Raw genomic sequence first — 17606 nt, forward strand, 5'->3', positions numbered from 1 at the left:
GGTCCGGTTGCGGGGGCGTGAGCCGCATGGATGCGGCGACCGAGCTTACATGGACGTACTTGCAGCGACCCCCGCAACCGGACCCACCCCGCCTGCCCACAGGAAACCGCTGTTGCTTCAGTTGTTGCTGTTGCTGTTGCTCCAGCCCGTAGCGGGTGCAGGGCTGCAAGCCCTGCCGAACAACCCCCTAATCGTGACCGCTGTCGTCCAGGCTGATGATGCCGCGCCGCAGCGCCTGGGTCACCGCGTGCGTGCGATCACCCACCCCGAGCTTGTCCATCAGGCTCTTCATGTGCGCCTTCACCGTCTGCTCGGAAATCTGCATGCGCTCGCCGATGCGCTTGTTCGACAGGCCACCGGCCACATGCCGCAGCACCTCGGTCTCGCGCGGCGACAACCGGTCCTCCACCACATGTGCGGCAATGCTCGCAGCGACTGCCGGTGGTATCGGTGCGCGCCGGCCGCCAGCGACCATGCGGATCGTATCGACCAGCTCGTGGCGCAGCATGTCCTTCAACAGGTACGCACTGGCGCCGGCCTGCAGCGCCCGTACCGCACGCACGTCACCGCGATAGGTGGTCAGCACGATGATGCGCGCACGCGGGTCCATCGCGCGGATCCGCACGATGGCTTCCACACCATCCAGGCGTGGCATCTGCAGGTCCATCAGCACCACGTCCGGCTGCAGCTGCTGATAGCGCTCGATGGCTTCCTCGCCATCGGCGGCCTCGCCGAGCAGGCGCAGGTCGGAATGGGCGCCCAGCAGCGCGGCCAGGCCGTCACGCAGCAGCGGGTGGTCGTCGACCACCAGCACGCCGATCGGGGCAGGGGACTCAGTCATGGTGGCTTCTACTCCAGGGCCAGCGCCAACGCGATGGGCGGCGGTGATATAGGCGACGGGCGGGAACCGCCAGCGCGACTTCAGTGCCCAGCCCGGGGCGGGTCCACAGCCGCAGCTCCGCGCCAAGGCGCTGCGCGCGCTCACGCATGCCCTGCAGGCCCCAATGGCCATGCCCGGCATTTTCGTCGGCGATGCCGACGCCATCGTCGCGCACGTGCAGCAGGAAGCACCGCGCGCCGTAGGACAGCTCTACCTCGATGGCGCTGGCATTGGCGTGGCGCAGTGCATTGCGGATGGCCTCGCGGCCGATCAGGAACACCTCCTCGGCGGCATCGGCCTGCAGCGGTGGTGTTGCGCCTTCCACAGTCAGGCGCAGCGGATTGGTGCCGTGCCCGGCGTATTCGGCGTGAACATCGGCCAGCGCCGAAGCGAGGTCGCGGCCCGCGAAAGGACCGTCGCGCAGTGCGTTGACCCGCTCCCGGCCCTCGGCCAGGTTGCGTTCGGCCAGCTGCATCGCCGATTCCAGCTGGCCGCGCACCCTGTCCGGGGTCTGCGGCGACTGGCTGATCGCGTGCAGCCGCAGGATCAGGCCCTGGCTGCCCTGCAGCAGCGTGTCGTGCAGGTCGCGGGCAATGCGTTCGCGTTCGCCATGGCGTTCCTGCAGGCGCGCACGGAACAGTGCAGCCAGCTGCCCGCTGCGGATGCGCACCGCCAGGACCAGCAGCGCAAGCACCGCGGCGGCGCACAGCAGCTTGAACCACAGGGTCTGCATGAAGGTAGGGGCGATGCGGAAGGTGCGGCTGGCGGGTGCAGTGCTCCAGATGCCGTCTTCGTTGGCGGCTTCCACCTCGAACCGGTAATTGCCCGGTGCGAGGTTGGTGTAATACGCGCGCGTGCTGCTGCCGGCATCCTGCCAGCCGTCGTCGACCCCGGACAGGCGATAGCGGTAGCGGTTGCGCTCCGGGCGCGCCAACGACAGCGCCACGTAATCGATCTGCAATTGGCTGGTGCCGGCCGGAAGGCGCAGGCCGTCGCGCAGTGGCTGGTGTTCACTGCCATACAGCACGTCGCCGATGTGCACGCTGGGCGCCATGGTGTTGACGTGCGAGCGGGTGGTGTCCAGCCAGGCCAGGCCCTGGTTGGTGGCCAGCCACAACAGGCCATCGCTGGCCAGAGCGGTGGTGGAGATCGGTCCGCTCTGCAGGGCGATGCCCGGCATGCCATCCACCGCATCGAACAGGCGGGGCGTCACCGGCTGCCGGCTGCGCAGTGCGCGCCGCAGCTGATCGCTCCCGAGCCGGACCAGGCCACGACTGCCATTGAGCCAGAGGTAGCCATTCGCATCGGCCACCATGCCGGTGATGCCTTCCATGACGCCGGCCATGTCGGTGCTCACCTGAACGAACCGGCCATTGCCCGGGCGCACGGCCAATCCGGCCTCGCCGGCTACCAGCAGGAGGTCCTGATGATCGAGTACCGCCGTGATCGGCCCGACCGACAGGCCGTGGCTGGCGTCGAAGGTTTCGATCTGCGTCGCCCCCATGCGGCGCAGCCGGCCGTCTGCATAGCCGAGCAGCAGCTGGCCGTTGGCATCCAGCGCCAGTGACGAGCAGGCCTGTTCGGGCAGGCGGCGTTCGCGTTGCCACTGGCCCTGCTGGTAGTGCAGCACCCCCCGTTCGCCGGTGCAGACCCAGGCCTGTTCGTCGTCGGGGAACAGCAGGGCATGCAGTGGTTGCCCGGTGAACGGCGCAGGCAGCGGAATCCGCGTGGTGCGGCCGGCCACGGTGCGCGCAAGGTTGACCCAGTCGAACTGCCAGATCGGGGCAGCGGCCTGGCGCGCGGCGGCCTGCAGCTGCGTGGCGCTGCCATCGAGCAGGGTGCGCTCGAGGTCGTAGGGCTTGAGGTCTTCGCCATAGCCATACACATGGCCATCGCTGGCCCGCACCAGCGAGCGGTAGGGATCACTGGGACCAACCGCCAGCGTGTGCACGCTGCGCGCGCGGAAGCGGTTGAGGCCGAGATTGGTGCCGACCCAGAGATTGCCTTCGCGATCAACGATGATCGGCACGGCCGAGGTGGCGGTCAGCCCGTGCGGCGAATCGAAGCGCTCCATGCGTATGGCGCGGTCGCCATCGAAGGTGACCCGGGCGACACCGCCATGCGGGCTCATCGTTGCCCACAGCGCGCCATCGGCAGTGAACTGCAGGCGCGCCGCCACCAGCTCCGGCAACCGCCGTGCCTCGCGCTCGCTGTCCGGCAGCAGGCCTCGTACGTTGGCCAGCGGCGACGTACCGCGCACGCGGTCGGCCAGCCACACTTCCCCCTGCGGACTTTCGGCCAGCGTCGCCATCTGCGAAACGGCGATGCCGGTGTCCTTGAAGGCCGCCTGGCCGGCCGCGCGCACCCAGATCTTCAGGTCGGCCAGTACCCAGAAGGTGCCGCGGCTGTCGTGCAGCAGCCATTGCACGCGATGTTCCGGCACCCCCATGCCAGCGGGCAGCGGCTGCCAGCGTTGGCCAGTGAATTGGCGTAGTCCACCATTGATCGCGGCCCACAGCCGGCCGTCACGGTCCTGGCTGAAGTGTGGCACCACACCCACCGGCACGCCCTGGTCGCGGCCGTAGTTGTGCAGCTGGCCGCGCGCAAACTGACTGATGCCGGCCTGGAAGTAGCCGATCCACAGTGCATCGTCGCGGCCCCGCGCAAGGGTGACCATGTTGGTGGACGGGAAATGGCTGCCCGCGGGAGCGGCCTGGCGTTCAAAGCGACGACCGTCGAAGCGGTACAGCCCTGAGCCGGTGGCCAGCCACAACAGGCCATCGCGGTCCTGGGTGATGTCCCAGATGTCACCGGGGGCGCCCTGGCCGACGCGCCAGGCCGTGTGCTCGTAATCGGGCAACCCGCCGCTCACCGGCGGGCGCTGCACGGCAAGGGCGGGCAGGGCGGTCAACAGCAGCAGGCAGGTCAGCAGCGTCCGCAGGTGACGTTGCAACAGGAAGGGGCGGCCACGCATGGCGCGCATTCTGGCAGGTGCGGGGCAGTCCGGGGTGACCCGAACGGGGTAGGCAGTGGCCGCCGTGGTCGGCTATCACGCCGGCATGACCCCTGGAGCCCGCCATGCAGCGCCTGTTCGTGATGTTCCCTGATCGCGGTCCGGGCATCGGCCTGCTGTGGCTGCGGCTGTGCCTGGCCGCCGCGCTGTGCGCGCCTGGCACGCATGCTGGTTGGGGGGCGGTGCTGTGCGGGCTGGCGGCGGCCATGCTCGTGCTGGGCGTGTTGACGCCGCTGGCGACCCTGATGGCAGCCGCGACCATGTTCGCGCAGCAGGCACCGTGGCCGCTGGTGGCGTTGCCTGCGGCGCTGCTGATGCTGGGGCCGGGCGCCTACTCGGTGGATGCGCGCTTGTTCGGGCGCCGCCTGCTCGGCCGTCGGCCTCCCCCATTCGGGTAGGTGCCGGCCTCGACCGACGGGGGTAGGGCATCGTGCGCCGGCCACGCACCATGGGCCACCCCCTCGCGGCGCCCCGCATGGCCACCGTCAGTCCGTCCGATCCGTCCGCCACCCCGCTTGCCCCGCAGCAGGCCGCCGCACTGCAGCGCGCCCTGCGCTATGTCGATGAGCACCTGTCGCAGCCGCTGCGGGTGACAGAGCTGGCGCGGGCTGCCTGTGTCAGCCGCTTCCACCTGGTGCGCCTGTTCCGTAGTGGCACCGGTGCCAGCCCGCTGCGCTACGTGCGCCGCCGCCGCATCCAGCGTGCCTGCCAACTGCTGCCCGGCGCGCAGTTGCCGATGGCGTGCCTGGCCCAGCAGCTGGGCTTCTTCGACCAGAGCCATTTCGTCCGCAGCTTCCGCGCCGAGACCGGCTGCAGCCCCGGCCAGTATCGGGCCGGCGATGCGGCCCTGCTGCTTCCCCCTGATCATGTTTCCCACGGAGTCCACCCATGAGCCTTGCCACCGCCACGCCCGCCCCGGCCCTGCTGTCGCCCACCGACCATGCCCTGGTGCTGATCGACTTCCAGTCGCAGATGGCATTTGCTACCCACACGATCGACATCTCCGCGCTGCGCAACAACGTGTCGCTGATCAGCAAGGGGGCCAAGGGGTTCAACGTGCCGGTCGTGTTGACCACGGTGGCCGAGACGTCATTCTCCGGCCCGATGTTCCCGGAACTGCCGCAGATCTTCCCGGGCCAGCCGGTGTTCGACCGCACTTCGATGAATACCTGGGAAGACCAGCCGGTAATCGATGAGATCAACCGCATCGGCAAGCGCCGGCTGGTTCTTGCCGGCCTGTGGACCAGTGTCTGCATCGTGGGTCCGGCGCTGTCGGCGCTGGCGCAGGGCTTCGAGGTCCACGTGATCACCGATGCCTGTGGCGATGTCAGCGAAGAAGCGCACGAGCGTGCGATCACCCGGATGGTGCAGGCCGGCGCGGTGCCGATGACCAGCGTGCAGTACCTGCTTGAACTGCAGCGTGACTGGGCACGCGGTGAAACCTACGACCTGACCACCGGCATCGCCCGCGACCACGCCGGCGGCTATGGCATCGGCATCCAGTACGCCAAGCGCATGTTCGGCGCGCAGGAAGGCGGGCACTGAGCATGCTGGCCGGCCACGGCCTCGACCTGGCCCTGCTGATGCTGCGGGTGGCGGCAGGCGGCTTCCTGCTGCCTCACGCGCTGGGCAAGCTGTTTGGCTGGTTCGGCGGACCGGGGCTGGCCGGCTTCGCCACCGAGCTGCGCGGTTTCGGGCTGCCGGCAGTGGCGCCGTTGCCGCTGCTGTTGTCCCTGCTGCAGGTGCTGTCCGGGCTGGCCGTGCTGCTGGGCTGGCAGACCCGCATCGCCGCGCTTGCCGCCGCTGCCTTCATCGGCTTCACCGTCCTGTTGGCCTTGCCCAGGGGCTGGTTCTGGATGCGCGGCGGCAGTGAGTACCCGCTGATGTGGGCCACGGTGCTGCTGGCCATCGCCCTGGCCGGGCCGGGGGCCTGGGCGCTGGACGGTCCACGACTTCCGGGAGCTTTCGCATGAGTCACGATCCCCTCGACCACGGCCGCCGCAACGTGGTGCTGGCCAGCGGTGCCGCGGTTGCGCTCGGCCTGGCCGGTCGCGCCGCTGCCGCACTTGATTCCACTTCCAAGGAGCGTCGCATGAGCACGCTGGTCATCCGCAATGCCCGCATCACCACACTCGACCCGCAGCAGCCGCACGCGCAGGCGCTGGCCGTTCAGGAGGGCCGCATCGTCGCTGTCGGCAGCGATGAGGAGATCATGCGCGGCTGGGGCAATGAAGCGACCCTGATCGACGCGCAGGGCCGGCGCCTGCTGCCCGGCCTAAACGACAGCCATACCCATCTGATCCGCGGTGGCCTGAACTACAACCTGGAGCTGCGCTGGGACGGTTTGCGCTCGCTGGGCGACGCGCTGGACATGTTGAAGGCCCAGGTCGACCGCACCCCGGCACCGCAGTGGGTGCGCGTGGTCGGTGGCTTCACCGCCGCACAGTTCAACGAGAAGCGCCTGCCGACGCTGCAGGAGCTCAACGACATTGCGCCGGATACGCCGGTGTTCCTGCTGCACCTGTATGACCGCGCGCTGCTCAACCGCGCCGCGCTGCGCGCCTGCGGCTACAGCAAGGACACGCCGGATCCACCGGGCGGGCAGATCGTGCGTGACTCGCTGGGCAACCCGACCGGGCTGCTGCTGGCCAAGCCCAACGCGCTGATCCTGTATGCGACGCTGGCCAAGGGGCCACGCCTGCCGATCGAGTACCAGGCCAACTCGACGCGCCACTTCATGCGCGAACTGAACCGGCTCGGCATCACCTCGGTGATCGACGCTGGCGGCGGTTTCCAGAACTACCCCGAGGACTACCAGGTCATCGAGCAGCTGCATCGCGATGACCAGCTGACGGTGCGCATCGCCTACAACCTGTTTACCCAGAACAAGGGCAAGGAAGTGGACGACTTCCGCGGCTGGAGCGAGATACTGCAGCCGCGCCAGGGCGATGACCTGCTGCGCCACAACGGCGCTGGCGAAATGCTGGTGTTCTCCGCGGCCGACTTCGAGCTGTTCAACGAGCCGCGCCCGGAACTGCCGCCTGAGCTGGAACCGGAACTGCACGATGTGGTGAAACTGCTGGTCGAGAAGCGTTGGCCGTTCCGCATCCACGCCACCTATGACGAGAGCATCACCCGCATCCTCGATGTGTACGAACAGGTCAACCGCGAGGTGCCGTTCGATGGCCTGCACTGGTTCATCGACCACGCCGAGACCATCACCCCGCGCAACATCGAACGCATCCGCGCGCTGGGCGGCGGCATCGCCGTGCAGCACCGCATGGCCTACCAGGGCGAAGCCTTCGTCGAGCGCTATGGTGTGCAGGCGGCGCGGCACACGCCGCCGGTCAAGCGCATGCTGGCCGAAGGCGTGCCGGTCGGTGCCGGTACCGATGCCACCCGCGTGGCCAGCTACAACCCGTGGGTGGCGTTGTCCTGGCTGGTGACCGGGCGCACCGTGGGCGGGCTGGCCCTGTATGGCGATGAGAACCTGCTCGAGCGCGAACAGGCGCTGCGCCTGTGGACCCAGGGCAGCGCCTGGTTCTCCGGCGACGAAGCGGTGAAGGGCACGCTGAAAGCTGGCCAGCTGGCTGATTTCATCCTGCTCTCGGCCGACTTCTTCCGCGTTGATGACGCGCAGATCGCCGACATCACCAGCCTGCTGACCGTGGTCGGCGGCCGCATCGTGCACGCCGACGGCGACTACGCCGGCCTGGCGCCGCAGCTGCCGCCGGCGATGCCGGACTGGTCGCCGGTCAACCGCTTCGGTGGCTACCACGTCGGCGGTGCTGCCACCGGATTGGCCGCCGCCCATCGCCACCATCACGGTGTCGCCTGCAGCACCCACGGCGCGCACGGGCATGCGGCCCGGCATGCGGCACCCACCGATGACCTGACCGCCTTCTGGGGCGCGATGGGATGCTCGTGCTTCGCCTTCTGAGCCTGGCGCTGCTGGCCGCGCCAGCGCTGGGGCTGGCCTGCGACGGCGGCCGCCGCACCGACATGGGCACCGGGCAACTGCAGGGGGACGCCTCGCTGCGCTTCAGGGGCATGTACTACGACCCGGCCCGATTCGGTATCGGCGGCAGTGAAGACGGCTACGGTCTGCTGCGTGCACTGGCGTCGGCCACGTATGTCGAGGACAACTGGCAGGCACGGGTGCAGCTGGGCGTGCATGCCGAGAATGGCAAGGCAGGTAGACCCGGCCGCACCGACCGCAGCGCGCTGGACGTGCAGCAGGCGTACTGGCGCTGGCAGCGCGGTGGCTTCCATCTGCAACTCGGCCGGCAGGAAGCCGGCTATGGCAGCTTGCGGCTGTTGTCGGTGCGCGATGGGCCGAACATCCGCCTGGCGTTCGACGGTGCGCGCGTGGGTTGGAAGGGTAGATCCGGCACGCTTGAACTGATGGCGCTGCGTCCGCTGGAGAACCGACCGGGTGCCCTCGATGATCGCGGCGAACACGGCGCCCACCTGTGGGGTGCCTATGCCACCACGGCACGCGGGCGGGGCGCGGGACAGTGGGATCTGTACCTGCTGGACTACCGTCGCGACGGCGCGCGCTTTGCCGCCGGCAGCGGCACCGAACGTCGGCAGACCCTGGGCGCGCGCTGGTTCGGCCAGGCTGGTGCACTGGACTGGAACAGCGAGCTGGTGGCGCAGGGCGGTGAACTGCGAACGACCGCCGGCACGCTCGCTATCCACGCCTGGACGCTGGCCACCGATACGGGGTGGCGCTGGACGGACCTGCCGCTGCAGCCGCGTCTGGGGCTGAAGGCCGACATCGCCAGTGGCGATGGCAATCTGCACGACGGCCGCCTGGGCACCTTCAATGCCTTGTTCCCGAAGTCGGCCTATTTCAGCGAGGCCAGCCTGCTGGCCCCGGCCAACCTGATGGACGTTCAGCCGACCCTGACACTGCGCCTGCACGACGCGCTGACCACGGAACTGGGCGTACAGGTGGCCTGGAAGCATCGTCGCGCCGATGCGGTCTACACCACGCCGGCACCGCTGGTGGCGTTGCCGGGCAGCGCCGGCGGCGCGCGCCGCATCGGCACGCAGTACAAATCCGAAACCCGCTGGCAGGCCAGCGAACACTGGCAATGGCAGCTGCAGCTGGCCTGGGTCGATGCCGGGCCTGCACTGAAGCAGGCCGGCGGCCGGGACACGCTGTTCGCCTCGATCGTTGGAGCATGGCAATGGTGAACGCAACCGCGTCGCAACCCCCCGCACAGGCCGCAGGCGCCTGGTCCCCACTGAAGATCCAGATGTTCCGCTCGATCTGGCTGGCGATCCTGGCCAGCAACATCGGCACCTGGGTCAACGACGTGGCCGCCGCCTGGGTGATGGCCGAACGTACCGGCTCGCCGTTGATGGTGGCCCTGGTGCAGTCGGCCACCACCGTGCCGATCGTGCTGCTGGCACTGGCCGCCGGAACCCTGGCCGACATCGTTGATCGCCGCAGGTACCTGCTGGCCACCCAGGGCTGGATGCTGCTGGTCGCCGCCGTGATGGCGGCGCTGACCGCGATGGACATGCTGACCCCGCAGCTGCTGGTGCTGCTGACCTTCTGCATGGGCTGCGGTGCGGCGATGGCGATGCCGGCGCAGGCCGCTATCGTGTCCGAACTGGTGCCACAGCCGATGCTGGCCTCGGCGGTGGCGCTGAACTCGATCGGCATCAACATCGCGCGCTCGATCGGCCCGGCCATCGGCGGCGTGATCGTCGCCCAGCTCGGTGCGGTCTGGGCCTTCGGCTTCAACGCCATCACCTTCGCCGCGATGCTGTTCGTGGTGTGGGGCTGGAAGCGCGACCCGAAGCAGTCCAGCCTGCCGCCGGAAGGCTTCGGTGCGGGCCTGAAAGCGGGCCTGCGCTATGCCAGCCGCGCCGGGCGGTTGCAGGCGGTGCTGATCAAGTCGGTCGGCTTCTTCTTCTTCGCCGCAGCGATGAATGCGTTGCTGCCGGTGGTGGTGCGTGGGCAGATGCAGGGCGGGGCGGGCCAGTACGGCATGCTGCTCGGCTGCATCGGCATCGGTGCGGTGGGGGGGGCGCTGCTGCTGCCGAAGCTGCGCGCGCAGCTGGATCGCGACCTGCTGGTGCTGCTGGCGACCCTGTCGCTGGCCATGAGCCTGGTCGGGCTGGCGCTGACCCGAAGCTGGTACGTGCTGCCGCTGGTGATGCTGGTCAATGGCTTTGCCTGGATCACCGTGCTGTCGTCGCTGCAGATCGCGGCGCAGACCGCAGTGCCGGCGTGGGTGCGTGCGCGTGCGCTGGCGCTGTACATCATGGTGTTCTCTGCCGGCATGGCCGCCGGCGGCCTGAGCTGGGGCGCACTGGCTCAGCGCACCTCGCCGGAGCTGGCCCTGCTGGTGGCTGCCGCGGGTGCGGTCATCGGCGGGTTGCTGGTGTGGCGCGTGCGCATCGCCGGCACCGAAGACCTGAACCTGCGTCCGGCGGGGCACTGGCCAGCCCCCGAACTGTCGGTACCGGTATCCAATGATCGAGGCCCGGTGCTGGTGACCATCGAGTACCGCATTGACGATGCTGATCGCGCCGCGTTCCAGGCGCAGATGCGCGCACTGGGCACCATCCGCCGCCGCGATGGCGCCGTGGTCTGGGGCGTGGTCGAGGATGTGGCCACCCCGGGCATCCACCTGGAGTATTTCGTGACCCCGTCGTGGCTGGAGCACCTGCGCCAGCACGAACGCATCACCGCCGACGACAGGGCGATCCAGGAAGTGCTGCGCGGATTGCATCGCGGTGAGCGTGCGCCGGTGGTGCGCCACTTCGTGGGTGGGCATGACCCGCTGCCTGCCGCTGTGCCGCATCACCACAACGACATCTGACAAAAAAAGGGGACGGAGGGGATTAAGTCGTTTGTGCACAAACGACTTAATCCCCTCCGTCCCCTTTTTGCGATCGAAGGGGCGGCGGCACCGTTACAGTGCCGCCGCGGCGCATCAACTGCGCGCGAACGCCAACAGGTCGGCGTTGAACTGCTCGGCGTGGGTGATGGTCAGGCCGTGCGGGGCACCGGCGTATACCTTCAGTTCGGCATTCTTGATGATCTGCGAGGAGAGCTTGGCCGAGGCATCGAACGGGACGATCTGGTCGTCATCACCGTGCACGACCAGTGCCGGCACGTCGATCTTCTTCAGGTCTTCGGTGTAATCCACTTCCGAGAATTCGTGCACGCAGTCGTACTGGCCCTTGACGCCACCGAGCATGCCCTGCAGCCAGAACGCATCACGCATGCCCTGGGTGACCGTGTTGCCATCGCGGTTGGCGCCGAAGAACGGGGTGGTCAGGTCCTTGAAGAACTGCGAACGGTCGCCGCCGGTGCCCTTGCGGATGCCGTCGAAGACCTCCAGCGGGGTGCCGGCCGGGTTGCCGGCGGTCTTGAGCATCAGCGGCGGCACGGCGCCGACCAGCACCACCTTGGCCACGCGCGTGCTGCCGTGGCGGCCGATGTAGTGGGCCACTTCGCCGCCGCCGGTGGAATGGCCGACCAGGATCGCGTCCTTCAGGTCCAGCGCCTCGATCACTGCAGCCAGATCGTCGGCGTAGGTGTCCATGTTGTTGCCGTCCCAGGTCTGGCTGGAACGGCCGTGGCTGCGGCGGTCGTGGGCGATCACGCGGTAACCGTTCTGGCCCATGAACAGCATCTGCGGGTCCCAGGCATCGGACGACAGCGGCCAGCCGTGGGCGAACACGATCGGCTGGCCGTTGCCCCAATCCTTGTAGAAGATGCGGGCGCCGTCGGCGACGGTGACGAAGTTGCTCATTGCAGGTTCCTTGGCGGAAGGGAGGGAAGGCACCGGCAGGCTGCCGGTGCCTTCGGCAGTACAGCGCAGGTGCCGGCGACGGACTTGCACCGCTGTGCTGGATTGCAGAGGATGTGACGCATATCGCTCTGGCGGGACCCGAGTCGCGCGCCGAGGATGTCCGCAGCCCGCCTGTGGAATGCCCGGATGCCCGCCACGCGATGGTCCCTGCTGTTGTGCCTGCTGTTGCCGATGGCCGCGCCGGCTCAGACCAATGTCTACAAATGCGTGGATGGACCGCATCCGGTCTACCAGCAGACACCCTGCCAGGGCCGGGCGGCGTGGCGCTGGGATGTCCCGGCGGAGCAGTCATTGTCCCGTGGGGCGGTGGTTCCCGCAGTCACGCCATCGAAGCCGTCGCGTCGCCCGCGTCGTGCCGTCCGGGCGCAGGGCGCATTGATCACGATCAGTACGGATGCGGCGGCCTGCGAGCGTGTGCGCCGCCAGCGCGGACAGGCGCTGCTCAAACGTCGGCGGTTGGATTTCGTGCAGCGCCGGCAGCTGGATGACGCGGTCTACGACGCCTGCCAGTGAAGTGGTGCACTGAAGCGCCGAAAACAACAACGGCGCCCTGGGGCGCCGTCGTGTGCAATGCCGTGAGTGCAGCTCTCAGCGGCCGTCGCTGGTGGCGGCCGGTGCCGGCGAGGGCACGCTGTCCGGCTTGGGCAGGCTCAACTCCGGGTTGCCCTGTTCGGCCTGCAGGATCTGGATGCGGCGCTGCAGGGCGTCCAGCTGGCTGTTGGTGCTCTGCACATCGGTGCTGAGGCTGACTGCCTGCTGCTGGGCCTGCTGCAGGGCGGCGCTGACCTGCGCCGACTGTGCCTGCTGCTGTTCCATTTCCTGCTGCAGGGTGCGCAGGCGTTCTTCGTTGTAGGCCACCAGGCGCTCGGTGTAGCGCTTGCCGGCTTCCAGGCGCGTGGTGTCGATGTAGACCTGGGCCAGCTGCTCGGACTGCTGCGCGAAGGTGCGGTAGACACGTTCGGCGTTGTCCACCGCATCGGTCTTGATCACCCGCCAGAAGTTCTTCTCCTGGAACAGGGCGACGTAGTAGGTCAGGGTATTGGCGTTGAACAGCAGGCTGGCGCCGTAGTTGCCGTTGTAGGTGGTGCGCAGCTCGGTCAGCTGGCGCGAATCCATCAACTGCTTGAGCTCGTCCACGGTATTGCGCACCACCGGCGCGCTGCGCGCCGGTTCGGCTGCAGCCTCGCGGTCGCCACGCGCGGCCATCGCCGCCGGTGCCACCAGCATCATGGCCACGGCCAGCACTGCTGCGTTGCGCGCGTGCCGGGCGAAGACCGCGCCCCCTGAAGTTTCTCGCATGTCTAGACCATCCACGGATGAGTGTGGGTTGAGATGAAGGTGGTTCCCCGCCGGGAGTCTAGCATGGGCGCGGGCGCCGCCAAGGGCGGCGGTCACGGCGCGATTTCAATAGACCAGCTGTGCCGCGCTGCACTGGATCGACTGCACGTTGACGTCGGTCCGGCCCAGTTCCAGGCCCAGCACGCTGGCCAGCAGGTTGGTCAGCAGAGTGCCGACACTGTTGAGCACCGGTCGCAGTGCTGCCAGGATCGGCTTCAGCACGGTGCACAGCAGGCCGCTGCAGCTGACGCTTCCGTCCGGGTTGGCGACGCCGCTGCCACTGGCGCCATCGAGGAAACCCGCCGGCGCGGTCTGGATGTACGACGCCAGGTTGTTGCGCACGCAGCCGTTGTAGTCGATCAGGTTGCCGAGCAGGCTGTCGCAGCGGTTGATCAGCAGGCCGCCGACCAGCGAGCCGAGCAGGCCATCGAGCAGGCCCAGGCCCTGGCCGGTGACGGTCGTCCTGTAACCGGTCCACACCGAACCGTCTTCCCAGCAGGTGGTCAGGCCCAGCAGGCAGGGCTTGGGGACGCCATTCTTCACCGTCCAGTTGCCCAGCGGGGCGAGGTTGCGTGCCGGATCGCCATCGCGCAGCAGCGGGATGACCTGGTCGACGTTGTAGCGTCCGCCAGTGGGAAAGGCCGCCTGCAGGTAACGATCGGCCAGCGCCTTGGCCGTGTCGTTGGCACTCATGCCCTGCTTGGGCGAGCTGAGCATGCCCGACAGCACCCGCAGCAGCTCGTTGACCAGGCTCGACACTGCGTCACCGATCGCGAGCGGATTGATCCGGGTCGAGCCGGTCTCGCCCGCAGCCAGGGTCAGGTTCTGTGAGCCGGTGAGGGCGGGCAGGGTGATCCTGTCGTTGATCAGCGGCTGTCCCAGCAGCTTCAACAGCTGTTCGTTCTGCAGCGTGGCGTCGCAGACATTGGCCTTGGAGAATCGCTGTGCGGGGTCGACGTTGCCGACGCAGGCACGCAGCACCGAGGAATCGACCTGGATGGTGGCCTTGGGGGGACTGCCGCCGCACTGGATGCCGGTCAGGGTACCCATGCCGTTGGCCACGTCGACGTGCAGCGGCAGGTGCAGGCGCGTGCCGAGCAGGTTCAGCAGCGGCCCAAGCGCGAACAGGTTGTTGCTGTCCACGTCCACCATCAGCCGCACCTGCGCATTGTAGGCGCGGGTGCCGACGCCGCCGATGGCGATCGACGGCGGCTCGACCACGCCGCCCTGGATGTTGATGCCCAGCAGGTCCAGCCCCTTGATCGTCACGCCGTTGCCATCGTTGGCGATGGAGATGGCGGTGCTGATCAGGTTGAGCACGTTGATCTTCGATTCCAGTGCGCTGCCGACGGTGCCGTCGGGTGAGACAACTTCCGCGAACAGCCCGCCGCCGCCGGCCTGGCTGCCGAGCACGATGTTGAGCTTGTTGATGTCCAGCTGGGTGGCGACCAGGTCGGACAGGGCGCGCAGCTGCACGCCCACCGTCGAGTCACGGCCGACCACGGTGGCGGTGGCATCGACCAGTTGCGCCAGCGAGATCTTGTTGACCGACAGCAGGCGGTTGAAATCGGCCACGCTGAGGTTGGCGCTCACCGGGATGTTGAGTGCCTTCAGCAGGCCGGATGGGGTGACGTTGGCCTGCGCCAGACCGTCATAGGACAGCACCGTGGCACTGCTGACATCCAGGCCGACCAGGCGCAGGGTCGACAGCAGTACGGAATCGCCATTGGTGCGCAGCAGCTGCGAGCCCACCGCGAACACCGCCGTGGGCTCCGAGCGGCGGGCGACCGCCTGCACGCTGACGGTCGGCAGGCTGGTGTTCTGGCCGAAGAAGGGCAGCACGCTGCGCTCGGCGATCACCTGCACCGCATTGCGCGGGTTGCTGGCATCAACGCTGGTGACGAAACGGTTGCTGGTACCGCGGCTGGCACTCCAGTTGCCGCAGCGGACCTGCAAGGTGCCTGCGAACCTGTTCTGGGCCAGTGCGCTTTGCCGGGCGGCGCTGTTGTCGCTGTTGTCCGCGCTGCACAACTCCAGTCGCTGCGCGCCGGCCAGTGCGGCCAGATCGGCAACCTTCTGCGCATCGCGCTTGGCCCAGAACAGATAGCCGATCTCGATCAGGCCCAGCATCGCCAGCAAGGCCAGCATGACCAGCATCATGGTGACCGACATGCCGCCGCGTGCGCGGCCGAAACTGAACTGGCGTGGGCGTTTCATGGCCTACCTCAGCGTCCGGAGGAGGAGGCATCCTTGGACCGGGCAACATCGGTCTCAAAGAAGTCCGGGATCTCGTGTTCAAAGCTCTTCAGGTAACGCGCATAACTCAGGGTGGCCTGGTCACCCAGGATCGGCAGGCGCTGGCCGGCCTGCTGTCCCGACGCCTGCAGGCGGAACAGGTTGCGGGTGGCTTCGCCGCTCTGCAGGCGCGCACGCGGTGTTGCCGGCGGGGCACCGTCGGTTGCGGGGAGTGCCGGTGGCACCGCTGCCACCGCTGCCACCGCCGCGGATGCGGCGGGTGCGGCCAGCTCCACGGTGGGAAGCGGCTCGGCCTGCATCGGTGCTGCGGCCGGTGCCGACGGCAAGGGGCCACCTAGCATCTGTCCGGTCAATGGCTGTTGCTGGGCCTGCACGGCACCGGCAGCAAGCAGGCAGGACAGCACGGGCAACAGGCGTCGGGTCAGGCGCATCGCAGTCATGGTGTGCTTCCGGTCGGGTGTTCGGTGGTGCTGAAGCGTTCCAGCATCGACGGTGGCAGGCGCTGCGGATCGCGCTCGTCACGTGCTTCGCGGCGTGGTTCGGCTGCCAGCCGGGTGCTGCCCGACGCACGGGCGCCGTGTTCGCTGCTGGCCGCGGACGCAGGCGCAGGGGCGTTGACGGCGGCCGCCGCCTGCCGCTGCTGCAGGCGCGTGCGGATCTGCTGGGCCTGCTGCTGGATGCTGCGGCGCGTTTCGTCGTTGAGGTTGGCCTGTGCCGCCAGGCGCTCCGCGGTGGCCTGGTCGCCGCGCAGGAGCGCCCACAGTGCGAGATTGGCCGTGGCCTTGGCGTTGCCTGGCGACAGTTCCAGGGCCTTGGCCAGCGGCTCGCGCGCCTGGTCGAACTGGCCGGCGCGCAGCCGCGCATAACCCAGGTCGCCCAGGTAGTCGGTGTTCAAGGGCTGCAGTTGCGTGGCGCGCGCCAGCGCCTGTTCGCTGCCGGCGTCGTCATCGCGGCGTGCAGCGATCAGGCCCAGGCCGTGGGCGGCCGCAGCGGCCTGCGGCCCGCTGGACAGCTCGCGATACAGCGCGACCGCTGCGTCGCTCTGGCCAGTCTCGCGCAGGGCGTCGGCCTGCAGCAGGCGCAGGGCGGGGCGATCACCATAGCGTTGGCGGAAGGCCTCCACGTGGGCGAGCGAGGCATACCAGGCGCCCTGCTGCTGCATGCGCTCGATCAGCTCCAGATAGGTGTTGCGGCTGTCCTGCGGATCGGGCTCCGGCGGCGCAAGGCTGGGCGCCCGCACGTACTTCGGCGTGGTCGATGCGCAGCCACTGGCCAGGGTGGCGAGGGCGACGGCAAGCAGCAGGCAGGGGGTGCGCAGGGCAGGCATCAGGGCGATCCCATCTTGGACATGGTGGTGGCCAGCGCGACCAGCGCTGGACCGGCAAGCACCAGCATCAGTGCCGGCAACAGGGTCAGCATCATCACCACGGTCATCTTCACCGAGAGCTTGCCGACCTTTTCCTTCAACGTGTTGCGGCGCTGCTCGCGCAGGCGGATGCTGAACTGGCGCAGCGGTTCCTGCACGGCGCCGCCGTGCGCATGCACCTGCAGGATCAGCTGCATCAGGCTGGCCAGGTCGTCATCGGCGTAGACCTCGCTCAAGCGCCGCAGTGACTGCGCGCGGGTGCGGCCGTGGGTGTAGGCCACGTTGGCTTCCTGCAGTTCGCCGCCCAGTACCGGCAACGCATCGCGCAGCTTGTCGCCCAGCGTCTGCAGGCTCTGGTCCATGCTGAAGCCCACGCCCTGCAGCAGGCGCAGCAGATCGATCAGCAAGGGCAGTTCGTTCTCGACCGCGCGGCGGCGGCGCTTGACCCACGACGACAGCACGAACTTGGGCAGCAGCAGCCCGGCCGCCAGCGCACCGATCACCACCATCACCCTGGCCAGACCGTGCGCGCTGCTGAACGCCAGCGCCAGCGCCAGCACCAGCAACGCAAGCAACAGGCGCAGGCCGAGATAGATGGCGGTGCCGCGGCGCGTGTTCCAGCCGGCCAGGTCCAGCAGCAGCCTGTCCTCGTTGGCCAGCAGCGCGGCCTCCAGGCGGCCACCACTGAGCGAGCGCCCGAAGCGCTCGAGCCAGCCCAGCGAGTCGCGGCGCGTGGCCTCGGTGTCGCGGGCTTCCTCGCGCGGCTGCAGGGCGGTCTTCAGCGCGGCCGAGGTGCGGTGCTCGCGATGGCTGCGCACCCAGCCGGCAATGCCGAGCAGGGCGACGCCCGCTGCCAGCACCAGCAGCGAAAGGGCGAACCAGGCGCTGGCGCTCATCGGGCACCTCCCGGGT

General features: G+C 68.7%; 16 protein-coding genes. 8 read left to right on the plus strand and 8 right to left on the minus strand.

Features of this window, described 5'->3' with window-relative positions:
- Positions 1-187: 187 nt before the first annotated feature.
- Both ACUVWL_RS05035 and ACUVWL_RS05040 read right to left on the minus strand, forming a co-directional pair.
- The gene (locus ACUVWL_RS05035; RefSeq protein ID WP_014647476.1) at positions 188-841 is read right to left on the minus strand and encodes a response regulator; all 654 of its coding nucleotides are present in this window, start codon (positions 839-841) and stop codon (positions 188-190) included.
- Positions 834-3863 (minus strand): sensor histidine kinase, encoded by a 3030-nt coding sequence (locus ACUVWL_RS05040; RefSeq protein ID WP_445978874.1) that lies wholly within the window; start codon positions 3861-3863, stop codon positions 834-836. The genes ACUVWL_RS05035 and ACUVWL_RS05040 overlap by 8 nt, the downstream gene beginning before the upstream one ends.
- A gap of 95 nt (positions 3864-3958) precedes the next feature.
- On the opposite strand from ACUVWL_RS05040, the gene ACUVWL_RS05045 reads away from it, so the two are divergent.
- The 7 genes from ACUVWL_RS05045 to ACUVWL_RS05075 all read left to right on the plus strand — a co-directional run bounded on the left by ACUVWL_RS05045 (position 3959) and on the right by ACUVWL_RS05075 (position 10735).
- Positions 3959-4291, plus strand: coding sequence for a hypothetical protein (locus ACUVWL_RS05045; protein WP_046431144.1), 333 nt, complete (start codon positions 3959-3961; stop codon positions 4289-4291).
- Positions 4292-4368: 77 nt separating this feature from the next.
- Positions 4369-4785: a helix-turn-helix transcriptional regulator gene (locus ACUVWL_RS05050; RefSeq protein WP_445978875.1), complete on the plus strand. Its 417-nt coding sequence runs from the start codon at positions 4369-4371 to the stop codon at positions 4783-4785.
- Positions 4782-5438, plus strand: a complete 657-nt coding sequence (locus ACUVWL_RS05055; RefSeq protein ID WP_014647472.1) for a hydrolase — start codon at positions 4782-4784, stop codon at positions 5436-5438. The genes ACUVWL_RS05050 and ACUVWL_RS05055 overlap by 4 nt, the downstream gene beginning before the upstream one ends.
- 2 nt (positions 5439-5440) lie before the next feature.
- The gene (locus ACUVWL_RS05060; protein WP_288495276.1) at positions 5441-5866 is read left to right on the plus strand and encodes a DoxX family protein; all 426 of its coding nucleotides are present in this window, start codon (positions 5441-5443) and stop codon (positions 5864-5866) included.
- Positions 5867-5985: 119 nt separating this feature from the next.
- Complete coding sequence (locus ACUVWL_RS05065) at positions 5986-7833, plus strand: amidohydrolase (RefSeq protein WP_180835401.1); 1848 nt, start codon at positions 5986-5988, stop codon at positions 7831-7833.
- The gene (locus ACUVWL_RS05070; protein ID WP_445978876.1) at positions 7812-9095 is read left to right on the plus strand and encodes an alginate export family protein; all 1284 of its coding nucleotides are present in this window, start codon (positions 7812-7814) and stop codon (positions 9093-9095) included. Before ACUVWL_RS05065 ends, ACUVWL_RS05070 begins: the two co-directional genes overlap by 22 nt.
- Positions 9089-10735, plus strand: coding sequence for an MFS transporter (locus ACUVWL_RS05075; RefSeq protein ID WP_049420754.1), 1647 nt, complete (start codon positions 9089-9091; stop codon positions 10733-10735). The genes ACUVWL_RS05070 and ACUVWL_RS05075 overlap by 7 nt, the downstream gene beginning before the upstream one ends.
- Positions 10736-10849: 114 nt before the next feature.
- Here the strand turns inward: ACUVWL_RS05075 and ACUVWL_RS05080 are convergent, their stop codons facing one another.
- Complete coding sequence (locus ACUVWL_RS05080; RefSeq protein ID WP_014647467.1) at positions 10850-11674, minus strand: alpha/beta fold hydrolase; 825 nt, start codon at positions 11672-11674, stop codon at positions 10850-10852.
- A gap of 186 nt (positions 11675-11860) precedes the next feature.
- Here ACUVWL_RS05080 and ACUVWL_RS05085 point away from each other — a divergent pair, with 186 nt between their 5' ends.
- On the plus strand, positions 11861-12247 hold the full coding sequence (locus ACUVWL_RS05085; protein ID WP_014647466.1) for a hypothetical protein: 387 nt from the start codon (positions 11861-11863) through the stop codon (positions 12245-12247).
- A 75-nt stretch (positions 12248-12322) separates the two neighbouring features.
- On the opposite strand, the gene ACUVWL_RS05090 is transcribed toward ACUVWL_RS05085, so the two are convergent.
- From ACUVWL_RS05090 to ACUVWL_RS05110, 5 genes are all read right to left on the minus strand, one after another.
- Entirely contained in the window at positions 12323-13033 is a 711-nt protein-coding gene (locus ACUVWL_RS05090; protein ID WP_014647465.1) for a DUF2968 domain-containing protein, read from the minus strand.
- A 105-nt stretch (positions 13034-13138) separates the two neighbouring features.
- Positions 13139-15289 carry a TadG family pilus assembly protein gene (locus ACUVWL_RS05095; RefSeq protein WP_445978877.1) on the minus strand — a complete coding sequence of 717 codons (2151 nt, stop codon included), beginning with the start codon at positions 15287-15289 and terminating at the stop codon, positions 13139-13141.
- Positions 15290-15297: 8 nt separating this feature from the next.
- Complete coding sequence (locus ACUVWL_RS05100) at positions 15298-15768, minus strand: DUF3613 domain-containing protein (RefSeq protein WP_075077222.1); 471 nt, start codon at positions 15766-15768, stop codon at positions 15298-15300.
- Entirely contained in the window at positions 15765-16655 is an 891-nt protein-coding gene (locus ACUVWL_RS05105) for a Flp pilus assembly protein TadD (protein WP_032962555.1), read from the minus strand. The genes ACUVWL_RS05100 and ACUVWL_RS05105 overlap by 4 nt, the downstream gene beginning before the upstream one ends.
- Positions 16655-17590 (minus strand): type II secretion system F family protein, encoded by a 936-nt coding sequence (locus ACUVWL_RS05110; RefSeq protein ID WP_014647461.1) that lies wholly within the window; start codon positions 17588-17590, stop codon positions 16655-16657. Before ACUVWL_RS05110 ends, ACUVWL_RS05105 begins: the two co-directional genes overlap by 1 nt.
- Between the last annotated feature and the right edge of the window lie 16 nt (positions 17591-17606).

The organism is Stenotrophomonas muris (assembly GCF_052751275.1).